Below are 18,530 nucleotides of genomic sequence, written 5' to 3'. Positions count from 1 at the left end.
TATGAAAAAGGCATTGAGGAAGATCAGTAGACGGGTGACGGATAGAAGAGAGCATGGCCGAGGCTGCAAGTCATGTATCCCACTCCCCTTCGAACCTCCTTCCGAGCTGTCGTGGAAACACGACCGTACCTTCTGCGATAAAGAAGACTCGAAGTTGTGCTGTCGTAAACAGCAAATTTAGGTGGCACCGCGGAAACCGAGCGTTTTCGTCCTGAAACATAGGACGGGAGCGTTTTTTTATTTTTGGGAGGATGTTAGACATGGAAAAGATTTTATTTGTAGGTGCCGGTCAAATGGCAGAAGCAATTATTGCAGGAATTATTAAGAAACGCGTCATATATGAAGAAAATGTCTATGTCATGAATCGTTCAGATGCAGAACGTTTAGATGAACTAGAGTCGCGTTACGGTATTACGAAAGTATGTGAAGACCGTGATTTCATTAAAAAAGTCGACTTAGTCGTGCTCGCAACCAAGCCGAAAGATGTAGAGAAAGTGATGGACGATATTGCACCCTACCTTGGGGAAGATACGACGGTTCTCTCTGTTATCGCGGGAATTTCGATTGATACATTTGAGAGTGGACTCGGCAAACGTCCGATTGCACGCTCGATGCCGAATACTTCTGCGACCATTGGAAAATCAGCGAGTGGGATTGCGTTTAATGATAAGGTTTCAGAAAGAATGCAACAATCCATTTTGAGCTTGCTGAGTGCAATCGGTATTGTCAAAGTCGTCGAAGAAGATGATTTGCATGCGGTCACAGCCCTTTCAGGTAGCGGTCCTGCGTATATCTACTATTTAGTAGAAGCGATGGAAGAAGCAGCGGTTGCGCAAGGCCTAAATTCAGCGGATGCACGTGAATTGATCGTTCAAACGATCTACGGTGCTGCGTCCATGTTGAAGATAACTGGCGAAGAGCCTAGTATATTACGCGAAAATGTAACGAGCCCTGGCGGTACGACAGCAGCCGGGTTGCGATCGCTAGAAGACCACAACTTCAAGACCATTATTTCGGATTGCTTGATTAGTGCGGAACACCGTTCACGTCAATTGGGCGCTGTGAAATAATATTGGTATACGACGCTTCGGGAAATAATTTCTCCGAGCGTCTTTTTTTACTGAGCGGAATAAGGAGCGTTATGAGCGGTTGCGGGGCTAGATAGAGCGCCTGGGATGCCCGATAGAGCGTTTATGAGATCGGATAGAGCACCTGGGATGTCCGATAGAGCGTTTATGAAGCTGTATAGAGCGCCTGGGATGCCCGATAGAGCGTTTATGAGATCGGATAGAGCGCCTGGGATGTCCGATAGAGCGTTTATGAAGCTGTATAGAGCGCCTGGGATACACGATAGAGCGTTCATGAAGCGCGATAGAGCGCTCAAGTCCCTTTATAGAGCGGATACGCAGTAACATAGAGCTTTAATACATTTACATCAATCAAAAAAAGGCCGATCACAAAAAGTCACTGGGATGGCGACTTCTTGGATAGCCCTTTAATTTTTCGCTAGCTTTAGTAATTCTCCGTGTTTCCACTGATAACGCGTAAAATCATCTGCAATTGAAATCGCCTCGAATACTTCGGTACCTTCAGCTAAGAAAGCCGGCATTTCACTTGGCATGAAACGTGAGCTTATATGGTTGGCAATAAGGTTTTTCGCATTTGCTTCTTTCGCGATAGTCGCTGCTTCGACAATTGTTGAATGACCGAATTCTTTTGCGCCTGCTGCATACTCATCCGTAAACGTCGCTTCGTGAATCAAAATATCAGCGTCTTGTGCCAGTTCAACCGAAGCTTGGCAGTACGATGTATCCCCAATGACCGTAATGACGAAGCCTTTTTTCTTATCTGTCGTAACATCTTGACTGTAGACTGTCTGCCCATTTTCGAGCTCTACGTCAAAACCGTCTTTCAACCGTTGCAACAGCGGACCTTTCGGAACGCCTTGTTCCATCGCTTTGTCGATCAATAATGTACCTGGTAACTCTTTTTGTTCAATACGGAAGCCAAAACTTTGAATGACGTGTTGGACTTCTTTGGCATAGACTTTGAATTCATCTGTCTCGAGAATCAAGCCATCGTGGATTTCATGCACATTCAACTTGTAAGGCAAATACGTTCCCGTCAATTTATAGGTGTGCTGTAGCCACTCTTTTAAGCCTGCGGGACCGTAAATATCCACTGGATCATCTCCACCTAAAAATGCCCGTGAGCTGAGAAATCCCGGTAAGCCGAAAATATGGTCGCCATGCAAATGGGTAATGAAGATTTTCGTAATCTTCTTCGGCTTGATCGCGCTGTGTAGCAATTGATGCTGTGTCGCTTCTCCACAATCGAATAGCCAGTTTTCTTTATTTTCATCTGTCAAATCCAAGACGAGTGCGGATGTATTGCGCTGTTTTGACGGCATCCCTGCACCTGTCCCAAGAAATTCTATATCCACATGCTTTGCCTCCTTGCTATTTCTTCGTATATCCTTTTTTAATAATACCATCTCCGAAACGCTGCGTCAGACTCGACATCAATTGATCCATTTCATATTCCTTTTGTTGCTGCTCATAATTATCGAATGTCAGTTGCTTGACCATTTCAGATCGTTCCATGACATTCGTCGCCGTAATGCCTAGCAAGCGAATGGGCTCGTAGTCCCAGTGTTGCTGGAATAATTGAATGGCTACTTCTGTAATATCTTCCTCAAGATAGATGGCTTGTTGGAGCGTTCTACTTCTTGTGGCATTTTGCCAGTCGGCATAGCGCATTTGAATACTGATGGTCATTCCGGCCAACCGTTTCGTTTCCAGTCGTGCCGCTACTCGTTTCGCAAGCCGTTCAAAAATCGGAATACAATCTTCTAGTTCCGTTAGATCAACAGGCAACGTCGTCGAGCTGCCAATACTTTTACGTTCTTCCGCACTTTCGGGATCGACAGGTCGTGTATCGATTCCGTTTGCCCGTTGTTTAAGGCGCAAGCCATTTTTACCAAGCAACGCTTCCAACGTGATTTTTTCGGCAGTAGCCAAGTCACCTATCGTCTTAATCCCTTTACTATGCAATTTCTCTTCCGTCCGTTTGCCGATGCCATGCATTTCAATGACGGGTAACGGCCACAACTTATTCGGCACTTCTCGTTTACGTAAAATAGTAATACCCATTGGTTTTTTAAAATCAGATGCTGTTTTCGCAAGGAATTTATTCGGTGCAATGCCAATCGAACAAGGTAGATCCAGTTCTGCTAAAATACGCATTTGAATTTCCAGCGCCAAGTCGTACGCACGTGTCAAACCGCCAATATCGGTCGTATCGATATACGCTTCATCAATGGAAACAGGTTCGACCCATTCCGTATAGCTTCGCAAAATATCAAAAACCGATTGGGACATTTGTCTGTATAGGTCATGTCTTGGCGGAACGATCGTTAAATTCGGGCAGAGTCGTTTCGCTTCCCCTACCGTCATCGTCGTGTAAACGCCAAATGCCCTTGCCTCATATGAACAGGTTACGAGAATTCCTCTGCGTTCTTTCGGGTTGCCCGCGACCGCCAGAGGAATTCCTTTTAATGCAGGATTCGCAGCTTGTTCAACTGAGGCAAAGAAGCTGTTCATATCAAGATGCATAATGACTCGTGGATTAGAGATGATCGGACCCGTCATGTCAACACCTATCTTTCCCAGGAAATAATTATGTAATAGCAAAAAGCGGCAAACCGACTTCAGTCTGCCACTCTTTCCATTTTATCAAATATACGTTCTGTTTGCCTACTAATTTGATTGCTGTTGTTCTTTCATATAACTAGAGATTTCATCCATGCCGTGGAGTGAATCCGCCATGATATTCGGATCGATGACAGTCACTACACGGTCCTCTAGATTCGCTACGGTTACGAAGTAAGGCGTTTTGGAATACGCTTTTAATGCAGTAGATGTTAACCGATCTTCCGGCAATTCAAGGATCTCTTTTGCATCTAACACGAGTAACCCAACTTCTAACTGATCCGTTTTCACGACCACTACATGGGATTCAATATCACGCGGTGTCGCCTGATGATAAAGAATCTGACGTAAATCTAGAATAGGCACTAGCTCGCCACGGGATTTCATCAACCCAAGTAAATACGTTGGAAGGTGAGGAATCGGTGTGACGTACTCCAACTTCTCGATCGATATCACCGATTCAACTGGAAGAGCATACTCTTCATTGCCTGTCCGCACAATCACAGTTTGCATTGTTATACCTTCTTTCAAGGCTCTTTGTTGGGACTGTTACACTGTGTGGATTGCCTGACCGACAATCTCAAGTACTAATTCCGTCAGTTTTTCCAGCTCTTTTATCGGCATACGTTCGTTTTTCGTATGAATCTCTTCATACCCAACAGATAATGTCACAGTAGGAACGCCCATACCGTTGAAAACGTTGCCGTCACTTCCCCCACCGCTCGTCATAATCTTCGGCTCACGTCCTACGTTGCGGATTGACTTCATCGCGACTTGCACGACTTCTTCGTCATCTCCAATTGAGAAACCAGGATACATGAGTTCTGTTGTCGTCTCAGCTTTGCCACCTAATGATTTAGAAGTCGTGGCAAATTTCTCGACCATCAAGTCGATTTGTTTCTGCATTTTATCGGGATTAATCGAACGAACTTCCGATAAAATGAAAGCCTCTTCGCAAACGATATTCGTTGCTTTACCCCCTTCAAACCGACCGATATTCGCAGTCGTCTCTTCATCTATTCGGCCAAGTTTCATGCCCGCAATAGATTTAGCAGCAAGTGTGATCGCAGAAATTCCTTTTTCAGGGGCAACGCCGGCGTGAGCCGTTTTCCCATAGATCGTCGTCCATAGTTTTGATTGGTAAGGGGCCGCCGTAACAATACCGCCTACTTCTCCGTCGCTATCGATCGCGAAGCCATACTTTGCTTGTAAGTAGTCAGGATTCATCGCTTTCGCGCCAACTAATCCACTTTCTTCCCCAGCTGTAATAATGAACTGGATCGGACCATGCGGCTTGTCTGACTCTTGGATCACTTTCGCCATCTCGAGTAAAGCGGCAATTCCTGCTTTATCGTCTGCACCTAAAATCGTCGTACCGTCACTATAGATATAGCCGTCTTCTTTGACGATTGGCTGAATGGATCGTCCTGGTACTACCGTATCCATATGACATGTGAAGAATATCGGATCTGCGTCAGCCACTGTACCTGGCAAGTTGGCAATTAAATTGCCCGCTCCATGTCCTGTCTTTTCCGCTGTATCATCTTCCGTAACGTCAAAACCCAGTTCTTGCAATTTTTTCGTAAGAATATCTGCAATAGTTCGTTCATTTTTAGTTTCTGAATCAATTTTTACTAACTCCAAAAATTCTTGAAGTAATCGTTGTGTATTCAAGATGAAAGACTCCTTTGATTATAGAGGTATGTTGCCGTGCTTTTTCTTCGGACGATCTTCGTGCTTATTGCGCATCATTTCAAGTCCTTGAAGCAATTTAATACGCGTTTCGCGTGGGTCAATGACATCGTCGATCATGCCGTGTGAAGCCGCAACGTATGGATTCGCAAACTTTTCACGGTATTCTTCGATTTTTGCTGTACGCGTTGCTTCCGGATCTTCACTGCTTGCGATATCGCGCGCGAAGATGATATTCGCTGCACCTTCAGCACCCATTACGGCCACTTCTGCGTTTGGCCAAGCGAAGACGAGGTCTGCACCGATTGATTTAGAGTTCAGGGCTACGTATGCGCCACCGAAAGCTTTACGTAAGATTAGAGTGATTTTTGGTACAGTTGCTTCCGAGTAAGCATACAAAATCTTCGCTCCGTGGCGAATGATTCCGCCGTGCTCTTGCTTGATTCCCGGGAAGAATCCTGTAACATCTTCAAATGTGATCAATGGAATATTGAATGAATCACATGTCCGAATGAAACGTGCAATTTTATCAGAAGAGTTAATGTCTAGTCCACCCGCCATTACTTTCGGCTGGTTACAGACAAATCCAACTGTCTCACCTTTCATACGTGCATAGCCAACTACTGCGTTCTTTGCGAATTCAGGCTGGATTTCGAAGAATGATCCTTCATCTACTACTTGCTCCAATACTTTGCGTACGTCATATGGACGAATGGTTTCGTAAGGTACCGTATCCGCCAAATCTGGACGATAATCATCTTGTTCTTCAAATGGCTGAATTGGTGTCTTTTCTGTGTTGTTCTGTGGCAGATATGTCAATAATTCGCGTGTTTTTTCCAATACTTCTTCTTCACTTGCGCCACGAAGATGCGCGTTACCACTGATCGTGTTATGAACTTTCGCGCCACCCAGATCTTCAGAGGTAATTTTCTCTCCTGTAACTGTTTCAATTACTTTTGGTCCCGTGATGAACATCTGGCTCGTTTTATCCGTCATAATGACGAAATCTGTGATCGCTGGCGAATACACCGCGCCACCCGCACAAGGCCCGAGGATAACAGAAATTTGTGGAATAACTCCGGAATAGATCGCGTTGCGGTAGAAAATTTCACCGTAACCGTCAAGAGATAATACACCTTCCTGGATACGTGCGCCACCTGAATCGTTAAGACCGATGAATGGTGCACCGTTTTTCGCAGCCAAATCCATCACATTGGCAATTTTCATTGCGTGCATTTCACCTAGCGCTCCACCAAATACGGTGAAGTCTTGGGAGAATAAATAGACCGGACGTCCGTGGATTTTACCGTAACCTGTTACAACACCGTCTCCAGGTCCTTCTAGCTTGTCCATGCCGAAATCACGTGTACGATGAACAACGAATGGATTTAACTCTACGAAAGTACCTTCATCAAGTAGTATGTCAATACGTTCACGTGCGGTAAGCTTACCTTTTTCGTGTTGCTTCATGATTCGCTCATCGCCGCCACCCAACTCGATTTCGCGTTTCTTATCGTAAAGTTCATTAATTTTATCGTAAATGTTCATCTAGTTTTCCCCCTTTGTCTTTTCACATAATTCATAGAGCACACCGTATGATGATTTGGGATGCAGAAATGCCACTTCTGCCCCACCAGCACCTGGCTTGGGTGCATCTGAAAGTAGTTGAACGCCCTTTTCTTCCAATTCCTTCATTCTTGAACGAATATCCGTCACGCCAAAAGCGATGTGGTGAACCCCTTCACCACGTTTTTCAATAAACTTCGCAATGGGACTTGTCTCCGTCATCGGTTCAAGTAACTCGATCTTGACGTTATGAGCATCGATGAAAGCCACTTTAACCCCTTGGCTAGCCACTTCTTCAATAGCCATGACTGTCAATCCGAGTGTATCTATGTAATAGTTAATTGATTCATCTATACTTTTTACAGCAATCCCTATATGATCTACCTTATTCATAGCACATTCCCCTTTTACTACGATTCTACTATATGAACATATACTAGCCATTCCAGTTGTGAAAATCCTTATTTCTGTTAAAATAGAGTCAAACCCATTCCAACGCGTAAGGAGCTTTGCTGCATGAGTAATAAAAAAATTCAAAAAACAGTGGTCTACTTGATGATCGTCGCCATGATCGCATCTACTATGGTCATGGGTCTCAGCATGTTCTTATAATGTAAATGACAGTTCGCATATGAAAATATGCGAACTGTTTTTTATTATCTTCTAGCTACATGCGCCAGTCTCTCGGATCGCTTCGGTCCTGATTCAAAAGGCAAGTTCGGCCTTTTGCTTCAGGGCCTCCAGCGTCTGTCGAGACTAGACGGCGCATTCCGCTTTTGTTTATTACAGTTCTTCGCAGTGCTCTTCGAATTGTTCTTGAAGATTTACAACGACTGACATCGGGTCATGTCCTTCGATTTCGAAACGTCCTACTTCACCGATCAGTTTGCCGTCTTTTAGCAAAGCGAATGATGGAGAAGATGGAATGTGATCTTCACCGAAGTGCATACGTGCTTGTGCAGTTGCTTCTTTATCTTGTCCGGCAAATACCGTTACCAAGTGGTCGGGACGCTTGTCATAATGTACTGCGTGTGCAGCCGCTGGACGAGCGATTCCACCAGCACATCCACAAACGGAGTTGACCATGACTAATGTCGTACCAGGTTGCTTGAATGCTTCCTCTACGTCCTCAGGTGTTTTCAATTGCTTGTAGCCGCTCGCTTCCATTTCGGCTCTCGCTTGGTTCGTCATATCGTTCATGTAAAAATCAAAGTTCATAGTCATTTTACAATATCTCCTCTCTCGTACTCTATAATTGTGATAGCCTCTTCAGTTTCGCTTGAACACGTACCTGACAGTAGTTAGACTATCCTCTTCAATCATAGCATATCCTTACAGAAATTAAGAAGAAAACAATCGATCAATTGCTCCAGTTACGGTTAAATGACCCTCGAGCAATTCTTCCTCCAGTGCCTTCACCTGCGTTTTTCGTCCTTGCTCTGAGAAAAATGAATCAATTAAGTGATCACGGATCATCGCATGGAACCAATCGCGTGTCTGATGTTGACGTCTTGTGTCCCAATGATTCTTATCTTTCATTTCTTTCTCAAATTCCAAAACCGTTTCCCATACCGCTTCCAAGCCGGTCTTTTCTATAGAAGAAACCGGTTGAACTCTGGACGTCCATTCAGGTGAAGCAGGTTGCAGCATATGCATAATTCGTGTATATTCACGCACCGTTTTCTTGACTAGCGGTTTATTAGCACCGTCATTCTTATGCACGACAATACCATCCGTCAGTTCCATGATGCCTTTTTTCATTCCTTGTAGTTCGTCACCAGCACCAGTCAGCACTAGCAATAAGAAATAATCGACCATTCCACGTACAATTGTTTCGCCTTGGCCAACCCCTACGGTTTCAATCAAAATGACGTCGTATCCCGCCGCTTCACAAAGCAACATCGTTTCGCGAGATTTCTTATGCACACCACCAAGTGTACCTGCTGACGGAGAAGGGCGGATAAAAGCATTCTTATGCCGCGCCAACTCCTCCATACGCGTCTTGTCTCCTAAAATACTTCCACCTGTTAGCGTTGAACTCGGGTCAATCGCGAGTACCGCGACTTTATGACCCATATCCGCTAGCATTAGACCGAACGCCTCGATGAACGTACTTTTTCCAGCCCCCGGAACACCTGTAATCCCAATTCGGATACAGTTGCCCGTTTTTGGCAGAAGGCTAGTCAACACTTCCTGACCGACCTTCTTATCGCTAGGCTTCGTACTTTCAAGCAACGTAATACCACGCGCTAAATACAAGCGAGAACCATTTTCTATTTCCTGTTGCAATACATCCAAGTTTTTATGAGATGGATCTTTTTTAACAAAGCGTTTACGTGAAGAGGCAACAAATCCATCATGTGTGGATTCTATTCCGCGCATCACATGCATGGCTGATTCATCTCGTCCGTTTTGTTTTTCTGTCAATCCGTCACTTCCTCATAGCCGAGCTGTCGGTAAATTTCCTCAATGACTTTTTGAGCCGCCACTGGAATGACTGTACCCGGGCCAAAAATTGCAGCTGCACCATTCTTGCGCAAGAAATCATAATCTTGCGCGGGAATCACACCGCCTACTACGACTAAAATATCTTCACGATTTATTTTCTTTAGTTCTTCACGCAATGTGGGCACCAATGTTTTATGACCTGCCGCCAGTGAACTTACCCCGATGACATGCACATCATTTTCCGCCGCCTGCAAAGCGGTCTCTTCAGGTGTCTGGAATAAAGGACCGATATCTACGTCAAAGCCCAAGTCAGCGAATGAAGATGCGATAACTTTCGCTCCACGGTCATGTCCGTCCTGACCCATCTTCGCGACCAAAATACGTGGACGACGCCCTTCATTTTCCAGGAACTCATCTGTCATATCTTTCACTTCTTGGATCTCTTCTTCATTTGAGAAGTTTGAGCTATATACACCACTCACTGAACGGATCACCGCCTTATGTCTACCGGATACTGATTCAATCGCATCTGAAATTTCACCGATTGTTGCGCGCGCTCTTGCGGCATCAACTGCTAATGCAAGCAAGTTCCCTTCACCACTCTTAGCCGCTTCCGTGATTGCCGTCAGCGTCGCCTGAACTTTATTTTCATCGCGCTTATCCTTCATATCGTTGATGCGGTCAATTTGCTTTTGACGTACCAACGTGTTGTCAATATCCAGAATATCTATCGCATCTTCGGTATCCAAACGATACTTATTAACACCGACAATCGTTTCCGCTTTCGAATCGATTTTCGCCTGGCGCTTCGCCGCAGCCTCTTCAATTTTCATTTTTGGTAAGCCTGTTTCAATCGCTTCTGCCATACCACCAAGTGACTCGATTTCACCAATTAATTCCCATGCTTTCTCCATTAACTCTTCTGTTAATTTTTCCACATAGTATGAACCGCCCCAAGGATCAATTACTTTCGTCATCATCGTCTCTTCTTGTAAGAACAATTGTGTATTCCGTGCAATACGAGCCGAGAAATCGGTCGGTAACGCGATCGCTTCATCCAATGCGTTGGTGTGCAGTGACTGCGTGTGACCCATGGATGATGCATTTGCTTCAACTAATGTGCGGGTTACGTTGTTAAATGGATCTTGCTCCGTCAAACTCCAGCCCGACGTTTGGGAGTGCGTCCGTAATGCGAGTGTCTTTGGGTTCTTCGGTTCAAACGACTGCATCATCTGCGCCCAGATTTTCCGTGCCGCTCTCATTTTCGCTACTTCCATATAATAATTCATACCGATCGCCCAGAAGAAGGACAACCGAGGTGCGAATGAATCGATATCGATACCCGCCTTCAAACCTGTACGAACATATTCCAAACCGTCAGCAAGAGTATACGCAAGCTCGATATCCGCAGTCGCCCCCGCTTCCTGCATATGGTAGCCCGAGATGGAAATCGAGTTGAATTTCGGCATATTTTCAGATGTGTACGAGAAAATATCCGCAATGATTCGCATCGACATTGCCGGTGGGAAGATATACGTGTTCCGCACCATATACTCTTTCAAAATATCATTCTGTATCGTCCCAGAAAGTTTCTCAGGTCGTACACCAGACTCTTCAGCCGCTACGATATAAAATGCCATGATCGGCAATACTGCACCATTCATTGTCATCGATACCGACATTTGATCGAGTGGAATACCCGCAAATAAAATCTTCATATCTTCAATAGAGTCGATGGCAACTCCCGCTTTCCCTACGTCACCTGTTACACGCGGATGATCCGAGTCGTAACCGCGGTGAGTCGCGAGGTCGAACGCTACCGAAAGCCCTTTTTGTCCCATCGCCAAGTTCCGTCGGTAAAATGCGTTACTTTCTTCTGCTGTAGAAAATCCAGCATACTGGCGAACTGTCCAAGGACGCGCTACGTACATCGTCGGATACGGTCCACGCGTGTTCGGTGCGATGCCTGGGAAGTCTTTCAAATGCTCCGTGTTTTCAATATCTTTTGCTGTATAGATGGGCGCTACATCGATTCCTTCATTCGTTAAAAAATTCTCTTTTGACGATGTTTGCTGTGAGAGTTCATTGAGTGATTGCTCTATATTCACTTTACGGAAATCAGGTTTACTCAACGGAACGGCCTCCTTTAGTTTGCATAATAATAGTATTCAGCTTTTCAATCTTATCCTGTCCAGCGAAAATGAAACCATTCAGTCCATTGGTAAGCCACTGATCTGCAGTTTCTGATGGATATTTACCCGCTGTATCGATTGGACATTTTCCTTTATAGGCAGCTAAGAAGTTTGTTACGACTTCCTCAGTATCCGCAACCGACGCACAAATCACTGCATAATCTGGCTGCTGTTCTTCGATCCAACTGAGCGCTTGATCGTTTGACTCGAAAGAAGGGCTCCATATCGCTTCAATACCGCCAACTGCCAAGAATCCACTGACGAAATCCGCACGAGGTTTATAGTCTTTCAATGCTCCAAAGTTAAGCAACACCGTTTTCGGCAACTCGTCTTGTTGTTTGCAACGAATATTTTCAAAAGGCTCCGACAAGCGTTTGGATACAGTCACGGTCGATTCATTCGCATAATTCACTTCTGTCAATTCCGCGTAGACATTCGTGCCGATCAACGTCTTTTTACCCGTTGCCATTTCTTTCTGACGTTGCGCATACAGTTTGCTTAATTCACCAGACTGCAAGAATGCTTGATAACCGCCATTCTCATCAATCTCCAAGAACTTCGCCCATGATTTACGAATTAATTCTGCCGTCAATGATTCGATGAAGTATGAACCGCCTGCGGGATCTAAAACTTGATCGATATGCGTTTCTTCCTTCAAAATCAATTGAATATTTCGTGCGTAACGATTCGAGCTTGGAGACGTTCCAGTCAACACATCATGCGGTAATACAGTCAGCCAATCCGCTCCGCCTAAAATAGCGGAGAATGCCGCATTGCCGCCACGTAGTAAGTTTACATACGGATCAAGTTTTGAGTAGGAACGCAGTGAAGTAATCCCTAGCAAAGGCACTTGCTTCACGTTTTCCACGCCATATGCTTCATTAAATAATTTCCATAATACGCGGAACGCACGGAACTTCGCGATTTCCATGAAAAAGTGTGTATCAGCAGCAAATCGTGCATAGAAGTCGTTTGTAAATTCTTCAAATGAAGTGGCTTCTTCCGCTAGTTCAGCTGCGATCGAAAGTGATAGCGCGAGTTCAGTTACCGCGTCCGCCCCTTCATGATGCGCTGTCCATAAATCGGCACCCTTTGTACGAACTCCTGGAAATCCTTCAAGTGCTAACGGAACCGCACTGATACAAATTCCTGTAACGTCTTTGCGTTTTGTTTCTTCTATATACGTAAAGGCTTGTAAAATCGGATCATCGCTTTGCACTTCTGTGAATAAAATTGGATAACGCGTAATCAGTTCAGCGACTTGCTTTATGTCCTCTTCCGCCCACACTAAAGGCTTCAGTCCGTTGTAAGCAATCGCTTCATTCCCCCGTGCCAAAGATTCTTTCATCTGCTCTACGAACTGTTCCCCATTTGTTGCACTAACAGGTTGTGCGACAGTCCAGCCGAATGCAGGCTTTGTGACACGTGAAATTTCCAATTGATCCAAATCCTCTTTGGTGTAAAGAGGTTTGAGTTCAATACCCTCAATTGTTTTTGTGTACAACGAGTCAAAAGACTTTCCTTTTAGAGATAAAACAGCCGCTTCTTTCCATTCAGTAAAGTTTGGGGCTGTAAATGTAAATGTTTTCATGTTATGTATAGGCATAATGGTGCTCCTTCCCCTTTTACTAACCATTAATAGTTCTAGTGTACCGTAGAGTACGTTATGAAGGAAGAGGAAAATCAGAAGTTTCCGTCTAGTTTTATTATAAGAATACGAATTTTTGACTTTTACACGTGAGTGTAGATTTTAGCTTAGTGAGCTGGTAAGGAAGGAAGGGGAATAAATAAACGATAGCTCAATCGTTTGCGCTCATTAATTCGTGTACGTGATCATACTTTCTCTGTAACCGCTCTTAACTTCCCACACGCGCTCATACCTCACACCTATCCGCTCTATACTCCACTGTTTGCGATCATAAAGTTTATCTAACCGCTCATTAAGCGAAATTCCCTCGCAAGGCAGTACAATTGGACTAACAGCAAGCATGCTAGCCAGAACTTCAATCCCAAACTATAAACCACTGCACGTACATATTGCCCATCAACATCAAAAAACAACCTCCAAACCCAAGTTTGGAGGTTGCCGAATCTTAATATAGCGAAGTCTTATCTTTAGCCATGCCTTCTAACAACTCTTTCACACGTGCGAGGAAACGTCCACAAACGAGTCCGTCGAGCACGCGGTGATCAAGAGACAAACAGAGGTTGACCATATCGCGTGCGGCCATCATGCCATTGTCCATAATTACTGGACGCTTGACGATTGACTCCACTTGCAAAATCGCAGCTTGCGGATAATTAATAATTCCCATCGACTGGACCGAACCAAATGAGCCAGTATTGTTCACCGTGAACGTACCGCCTTGCATCTCTGTCGATTTCAACTTACCATTGCGCACTTTTCCGGCCAACTCATGAATTTCTCGGCCAATGCCTTTAATCGTCTTTTCATCTGTTTTTTTGATGACAGGGACATATAACGCATCGTCTGTTGCTACCGCAATCGAGATGTTGATGTCTTTTTTCATAACAATCGTATCGCCTGCCCACATCGAGTTCATTTCTGGATATTCCTTCAAAGCTTGTGAAATGGCTTTAATAAAGAAGGCAAAATACGTCAAATTGAATCCTTCTTTTTCTTTGAATTCTTTTTTGACGCTATCACGCAATAGGACAAGTTCCGTTACGTCTACTTCTATCATCATCCAAGCGTGTGGCGCTTCGGTTACAGAACGCACCATGTTGTTCGCGATCGCTCGACGTACACTCGTTACCGGAATTTCGATATCACCGTTTTCGCGTTTCACATGTGGCGAGGCAACTTGTTCAGGTGCCGCCTGTTCCGAAGTTGCTACTTGTTGTTGCGTTTGTTCTTCAACCACCACGTCCTGTGATCCTTTTTGCAACTGCGCTCCGCCACTTTCAATGAATGCTTGAATGTCTTTTCGCGTAATACGTCCTTCGCGCCCCGTACCACTTACTTGAGACAAGTCAATGCCATGTTCTTGGGACATCTTCAACACAGCAGGAGAAAATCGGCCCGCTGCCTTCCCGCCCGTTGCAGGTCGCGTCTTTGCTTTTGGTGCATCGACTTGCTTGTCGACAGGCTTTTCAGCTGGTGTTTCTACCGTAGGTGCTGAAACGTGTACGGGTTCTTCCGCATCGCCTTCCATTTCAATCAAACAAACCGTTTCGCCCACTTCAATCGTATCGCCTTCTTTTGCGATGATTTCTTTGATAGTTCCAGAGAATGAAGACGGAATTTCCGCTGTGACTTTATCGGTTGTCACTTCCGCAAGTGAATCATATTTTGCTACCGTATCCCCGGGAGCGACGAGCCATTTTTCGATAGTTCCTTCGGTTACACTCTCACCCAGTTTCGGCATAGTAATTTTTTCAATGCCCATTTCCTTACGCCTCCTTAGTTAAAATTCCGCTAAATCCCTTGCTGCCTTTTCGATCTTTTCAGGATTCATCATAAAGAATTTTTCCATAGAAGGGGCATAAGGCATGGCAGGTACGTCGGGTCCTGCTAATCGTTTGATTGGCGCATCCAATTCAAATAAACAATTTTCTGCAATGATAGCAGAAACTTCACTCATGATGCTGCCTTCTAGGTTATCTTCTGTCACCAATAAAACTTTTCCTGTTTTCGAAGCAGCTTCAATGATCGCTTCTTTATCTAACGGATAGACCGTACGTAGATCCAAAACATGGACAGAAATATCATCTTCAGCTAATCGTTCCGCAGCTTGCAGTGCAAAATGTACACACAAACCATACGTGATAATCGTGATATCCTCCCCATCCCGCTTCACATCCGCTTTACCGATTGGCAACACGTAGTCATCGTCAGGAACTTCCCCTTTGATCAACCGATATGCGCGCTTGTGCTCAAAGAATAACACTGGATCTTCGTCACGCACTGCCGCTTTTAGCAAACCTTTTGCGTCGTAAGGAGTGGATGGGATGACAATTTTCAAGCCAGGAGTCGAAGCAAACATCGATTCAACGGACTGTGAATGATATAAAGCTCCGTGAACGCCACCACCAAAAGGAGCGCGAATGACGACAGGACAAGAAAAATCATTATTTGAACGGTAACGGATTTTCGCTGCTTCCGAGACGATTTGATTGACCGCTGGCATAATAAAATCGGCAAACTGCATTTCAGCAATCGGACGCATACCATACATCGCTGCACCAATCGCTACACCCGCAATTGCGGACTCGGCGAGAGGTGTGTCAAGCGAACGGTATTCACCGAACTGATCGTATAGACCCGTTGTTGCTTTAAACACGCCGCCTTTACGGCCGACATCTTCTCCAAGTACGAATACTTGGTCGTCGCGTTCCATTTCTTCTTTCATTGCCAGGTTGATAGCATCTATAAATGAACGAACGGCCATTATGCTTCGCCCTCCTTTTCTTCATAGACGTAGCGCAATGCATGTTCTGGCTTCGCGTATTCCGCCAGTTCCGCATACTCTGTCGCTTCATCGACCTGCAGTTTTACACGTTCTTCTATTTCATCGTACTTTTCATCCGTCAAGACTTTTACTTCTTTTAAATACTGAATAAATGACAATAACGGATCTTGTTTCCTTTCGTCTTCAAGCTCTTCTGCATCACGGTATTGGCGTTGATCATCATCTGAAGAGTGTGCAGTCAGTCGATAACATACCGCTTCAACTAATGTCGGACCTTCTCCGTTTCTAGCTCGGTCTGCCGCTTTTTTGACCACTTCATACACTGTCAGCGGATCTCTGCCGTCTACAGTGTAGCCTGGCATACCGTAACCGATTGCACGATCGGAGACATTCTCACATGCCAATTGTTTATCAAGAGGTACGGAGATTGCATATTTATTATTTTCCACCATAATCACTGTCGGTAATTTATGCACACCCGCAAAATTCATACCTTCATGGAAGTCTCCTTGATTGGATGAACCTTCGCCAAGAGTCACGAACGTGATAAAATCCTCTTTATTCATCTTTGCGGCTAATGCAACACCGACAGCATGTGGTAATTGTGTCGTAACAGGTGAAGAGCCTGTCAAAATACGATTCTTGCGTTGGCCAAAGTGACCTGGCATCTGCCGACCACCGGAGTTCGGGTCATCCGCTTTGGCGAAAGCCGATAACATCAACTCTTTCGGCGTCATACCAAAATGTAAGACCACGCCCATATCACGGTAGTACGGTGCGATCCAGTCCTTTTCGTTATTCAGAGCGAATGAAGCCCCTACCTGTGCCGCCTCCTGTCCTTGACAAGAGATGACGAACGGAATCTTCCCCGCCCGGTTTAGCAACCACATTCTTTCATCTAAACGACGTGCCATCAGCATCGTCTCGTACATTTTCAACACATCTTCATCTGTCAAACCCAATTCAATATGCCGATTACTCATTCCACTTCCTCCTTTACATGTGAATGGCTAGCCCTTCAACTGCTAATGCCGCTTCACTGAACGCTTCAGATAATGTCGGGTGAGGATGAATTGCCGAGGATATTTCCCAAGGAATTGCATTCATTACCATCGCCAAGCCCGCCTCAGAAATCAGATCCGTTACGTGCGAACCCATCATATGGACACCGATAATATCATCCGTTTGCTGATCCACAATGACTTTCACGAAGCCATCTGCATGACCGTTAACTAAAGCTTTACCGTTTGCCTTGAATGGGAATTTGCCGATCTTCACGTTAAACCCTCGATCTTTTGCTTGTTGCTCCGTCACACCAACTGCCGCAGTTTCCGGGTAAGAGTAAACACAACGTGGTACTAGATCGTAATCAATCGGATCTAGCTGTTTTCCTGCTATATGTTCGATTGCATGCAATCCTTCATGTTCCGCCACATGCGCCAATTGAAGTCCGCCAATCACATCACCGATTGCATAAATATGCTGGTCTTTTGTTTGATACTGTTGATTCGTTTGAATGGCGCCTTTTTCGACTTGAATATCCGTGTTTTGTAAACCGATATCATCGATAACTGGTGCGCGTCCAACAGACACCAACATCTTCTCGCTCGTGATGGATTGTTCATCATCACCTAGTCTATAAGAAATCGTGACCTCACTGTCATTCTTTTGTAACGACTCTGTCAACACTTCCGCACCTAATATAAACTTCACACCGCGCTTTTCGAGCGCTTTGTGCATAGCCAAAGCCACTTCATGATCTTCAGTTGCCAATATTTGCTCCACACGATCCAAAACTGTCACCTCTACGCCGAAATCTACTAGCATTGAAGCCCACTCAATGCCGATCACACCGCCGCCAATGATCGTAATCGAAGATGGAAGCGCATTCATTAATAAAGCTCCGTCGGAAGTCAGTACAGACTGTTCATCTACTTCGATCCCAGGTAATGATCTAGGCTTTGACCCAGTAGCAATCACAAGATTTTTTAGAATCAATATTTCATTCTCGTTCCCATTATCCATTTCCACGGAAATAGTTCCAGGCATTGGAGAGAAAATGGAAGCTCCTAGTATTCTACCCGTCCCACGATAGACGTCAATTTTACCTTTTTTCATCAAACTTTCAATGCCTGCATGCAATTGATCCACGATTTTACCTTTACGTTTTTGTACTTGTGAGAAATCCAATGAGACGTCACCTGTATTCACACCGAATTCATTCGCTTCTTGACGTGTTACGCGGTAAACTTCTGCACTTTTTAGCATCGCTTTGCTCGGGATACACCCACTATGCAAACACGTACCGCCAAGTTTGGATTTCTCTACAATTGCTGTCGTTAAACCTAATTGAGCCGCGCGAATGGCTGCTACATATCCACCAGTTCCGCCACCCAATATTACTACATCATATTCTTTACTCAACGTAAAGGACTCCCTTCGCTTACAGTATTGAAATAAATTTAGACAGACGAGTGTAGCGGTGGACA

At 44.8% G+C, this 18,530-nt stretch carries 16 protein-coding genes; 2 read left to right on the top strand and 14 right to left on the bottom strand.

Features of this window, described 5'->3' with window-relative positions:
• Positions 1–260 precede the first annotated feature (260 nt).
• Complete coding sequence (proC, locus tag CSV63_RS03470; protein WP_099694563.1) at positions 261–1,070, top strand: pyrroline-5-carboxylate reductase; 810 nt, start codon at positions 261–263, stop codon at positions 1,068–1,070.
• 425 nt (positions 1,071–1,495) lie between these two features.
• Here the strand turns inward: proC and rnz are convergent, their stop codons facing one another.
• From rnz to mce, 6 genes are all read right to left on the bottom strand, one after another.
• Entirely contained in the window at positions 1,496–2,443 is a 948-nt protein-coding gene (gene rnz, locus CSV63_RS03460; RefSeq protein WP_099694561.1) for a ribonuclease Z, read from the bottom strand.
• Positions 2,444–2,459: 16 nt separating this feature from the next.
• Entirely contained in the window at positions 2,460–3,650 is a 1,191-nt protein-coding gene (locus CSV63_RS03455; RefSeq protein ID WP_099694560.1) for a DNA polymerase IV, read from the bottom strand.
• A 108-nt stretch (positions 3,651–3,758) separates the two neighbouring features.
• Positions 3,759–4,223: a chemotaxis protein CheW gene (locus CSV63_RS03450; RefSeq protein WP_199203587.1), complete on the bottom strand. Its 465-nt coding sequence runs from the start codon at positions 4,221–4,223 to the stop codon at positions 3,759–3,761.
• Between the two features lie 36 nt (positions 4,224–4,259).
• Positions 4,260–5,384: a M20/M25/M40 family metallo-hydrolase gene (locus tag CSV63_RS03445; protein ID WP_099694559.1), complete on the bottom strand. Its 1,125-nt coding sequence runs from the start codon at positions 5,382–5,384 to the stop codon at positions 4,260–4,262.
• An 18-nt stretch (positions 5,385–5,402) separates the two neighbouring features.
• The gene (locus CSV63_RS03440; protein ID WP_099694558.1) at positions 5,403–6,950 is read right to left on the bottom strand and encodes an acyl-CoA carboxylase subunit beta; all 1,548 of its coding nucleotides are present in this window, start codon (positions 6,948–6,950) and stop codon (positions 5,403–5,405) included.
• Positions 6,951–7,361 carry a methylmalonyl-CoA epimerase gene (gene mce / locus CSV63_RS03435; protein WP_099694557.1) on the bottom strand — a complete coding sequence of 137 codons (411 nt, stop codon included), beginning with the start codon at positions 7,359–7,361 and terminating at the stop codon, positions 6,951–6,953.
• 123 nt (positions 7,362–7,484) lie between these two features.
• On the opposite strand from mce, the gene prli42 reads away from it, so the two are divergent.
• A complete protein-coding gene (prli42, locus tag CSV63_RS16430) occupies positions 7,485–7,580 on the top strand; it encodes a stressosome-associated protein Prli42 (protein ID WP_155979530.1) in 96 nt (31 codons plus the stop codon).
• Positions 7,581–7,751: 171 nt separating this feature from the next.
• On the opposite strand, the gene CSV63_RS03430 is transcribed toward prli42, so the two are convergent.
• The 8 genes from CSV63_RS03430 to lpdA form a co-directional block, all read right to left on the bottom strand.
• Positions 7,752–8,192 (bottom strand): BrxA/BrxB family bacilliredoxin, encoded by a 441-nt coding sequence (locus CSV63_RS03430; protein ID WP_099694556.1) that lies wholly within the window; start codon positions 8,190–8,192, stop codon positions 7,752–7,754.
• 117 nt (positions 8,193–8,309) lie between these two features.
• The gene (gene meaB / locus CSV63_RS03425; RefSeq protein WP_099694645.1) at positions 8,310–9,359 is read right to left on the bottom strand and encodes a methylmalonyl Co-A mutase-associated GTPase MeaB; all 1,050 of its coding nucleotides are present in this window, start codon (positions 9,357–9,359) and stop codon (positions 8,310–8,312) included.
• A gap of 32 nt (positions 9,360–9,391) precedes the next feature.
• Complete coding sequence (gene scpA, locus CSV63_RS03420) at positions 9,392–11,548, bottom strand: methylmalonyl-CoA mutase (protein WP_099694555.1); 2,157 nt, start codon at positions 11,546–11,548, stop codon at positions 9,392–9,394.
• Positions 11,541–13,214 (bottom strand): methylmalonyl-CoA mutase family protein, encoded by a 1,674-nt coding sequence (locus CSV63_RS03415; RefSeq protein WP_158233904.1) that lies wholly within the window; start codon positions 13,212–13,214, stop codon positions 11,541–11,543. The genes scpA and CSV63_RS03415 overlap by 8 nt, the downstream gene beginning before the upstream one ends.
• Before the next feature lie 487 nt (positions 13,215–13,701).
• Complete coding sequence (locus tag CSV63_RS03410) at positions 13,702–15,018, bottom strand: dihydrolipoamide acetyltransferase family protein (protein ID WP_099694553.1); 1,317 nt, start codon at positions 15,016–15,018, stop codon at positions 13,702–13,704.
• An 18-nt stretch (positions 15,019–15,036) separates the two neighbouring features.
• Positions 15,037–16,020: an alpha-ketoacid dehydrogenase subunit beta gene (locus CSV63_RS03405; RefSeq protein ID WP_099672203.1), complete on the bottom strand. Its 984-nt coding sequence runs from the start codon at positions 16,018–16,020 to the stop codon at positions 15,037–15,039.
• On the bottom strand, positions 16,020–17,024 hold the full coding sequence (locus tag CSV63_RS03400) for a thiamine pyrophosphate-dependent dehydrogenase E1 component subunit alpha (protein WP_099694552.1): 1,005 nt from the start codon (positions 17,022–17,024) through the stop codon (positions 16,020–16,022). The genes CSV63_RS03405 and CSV63_RS03400 overlap by 1 nt, the downstream gene beginning before the upstream one ends.
• A 13-nt stretch (positions 17,025–17,037) precedes the next feature.
• On the bottom strand, positions 17,038–18,465 hold the full coding sequence (gene lpdA / locus CSV63_RS03395) for a dihydrolipoyl dehydrogenase (RefSeq protein ID WP_099694551.1): 1,428 nt from the start codon (positions 18,463–18,465) through the stop codon (positions 17,038–17,040).
• Positions 18,466–18,530 lie beyond the last annotated feature (65 nt).

This window comes from Sporosarcina sp. P34 (genome assembly GCF_002743375.1).
GTDB lineage: Bacteria > Bacillota > Bacilli > Bacillales_A > Planococcaceae > Sporosarcina.
Note: the sequence above shows the minus strand (reverse complement) of the source record. Positions and strands in the feature narration are given on the sequence as shown.

What these genes read in the sequence shown, in the direction of transcription:
- CSV63_RS03405 (WP_099672203.1), bottom strand. Translation starts at nt 16,020, where the DNA reads ATGGCCGTTCGTTCATTTATAGATGCTATCAACCTGGCAATGAAAGAA.
- meaB (WP_099694645.1), bottom strand. Translation starts at nt 9,359, where the DNA reads ATGCATGTGATGCGCGGAATAGAATCCACACATGATGGATTTGTTGCC.
- CSV63_RS03440 (WP_099694558.1), bottom strand. Translation starts at nt 6,950, where the DNA reads ATGAACATTTACGATAAAATTAATGAACTTTACGATAAGAAACGCGAA.
- prli42 (WP_155979530.1), top strand. Translation starts at nt 7,485, where the DNA reads ATGAGTAATAAAAAAATTCAAAAAACAGTGGTCTACTTGATGATCGTC.
- proC (WP_099694563.1), top strand. Translation starts at nt 261, where the DNA reads ATGGAAAAGATTTTATTTGTAGGTGCCGGTCAAATGGCAGAAGCAATT.
- CSV63_RS03455 (WP_099694560.1), bottom strand. Translation starts at nt 3,650, where the DNA reads ATGACGGGTCCGATCATCTCTAATCCACGAGTCATTATGCATCTTGAT.
- CSV63_RS03430 (WP_099694556.1), bottom strand. Translation starts at nt 8,192, where the DNA reads ATGACTATGAACTTTGATTTTTACATGAACGATATGACGAACCAAGCG.
- CSV63_RS03415 (WP_158233904.1), bottom strand. Translation starts at nt 13,214, where the DNA reads ATGCCTATACATAACATGAAAACATTTACATTTACAGCCCCAAACTTT.
- CSV63_RS03450 (WP_199203587.1), bottom strand. Translation starts at nt 4,223, where the DNA reads ATGCAAACTGTGATTGTGCGGACAGGCAATGAAGAGTATGCTCTTCCA.
- CSV63_RS03400 (WP_099694552.1), bottom strand. Translation starts at nt 17,024, where the DNA reads ATGAGTAATCGGCATATTGAATTGGGTTTGACAGATGAAGATGTGTTG.
- CSV63_RS03410 (WP_099694553.1), bottom strand. Translation starts at nt 15,018, where the DNA reads ATGGGCATTGAAAAAATTACTATGCCGAAACTGGGTGAGAGTGTAACC.
- mce (WP_099694557.1), bottom strand. Translation starts at nt 7,361, where the DNA reads ATGAATAAGGTAGATCATATAGGGATTGCTGTAAAAAGTATAGATGAA.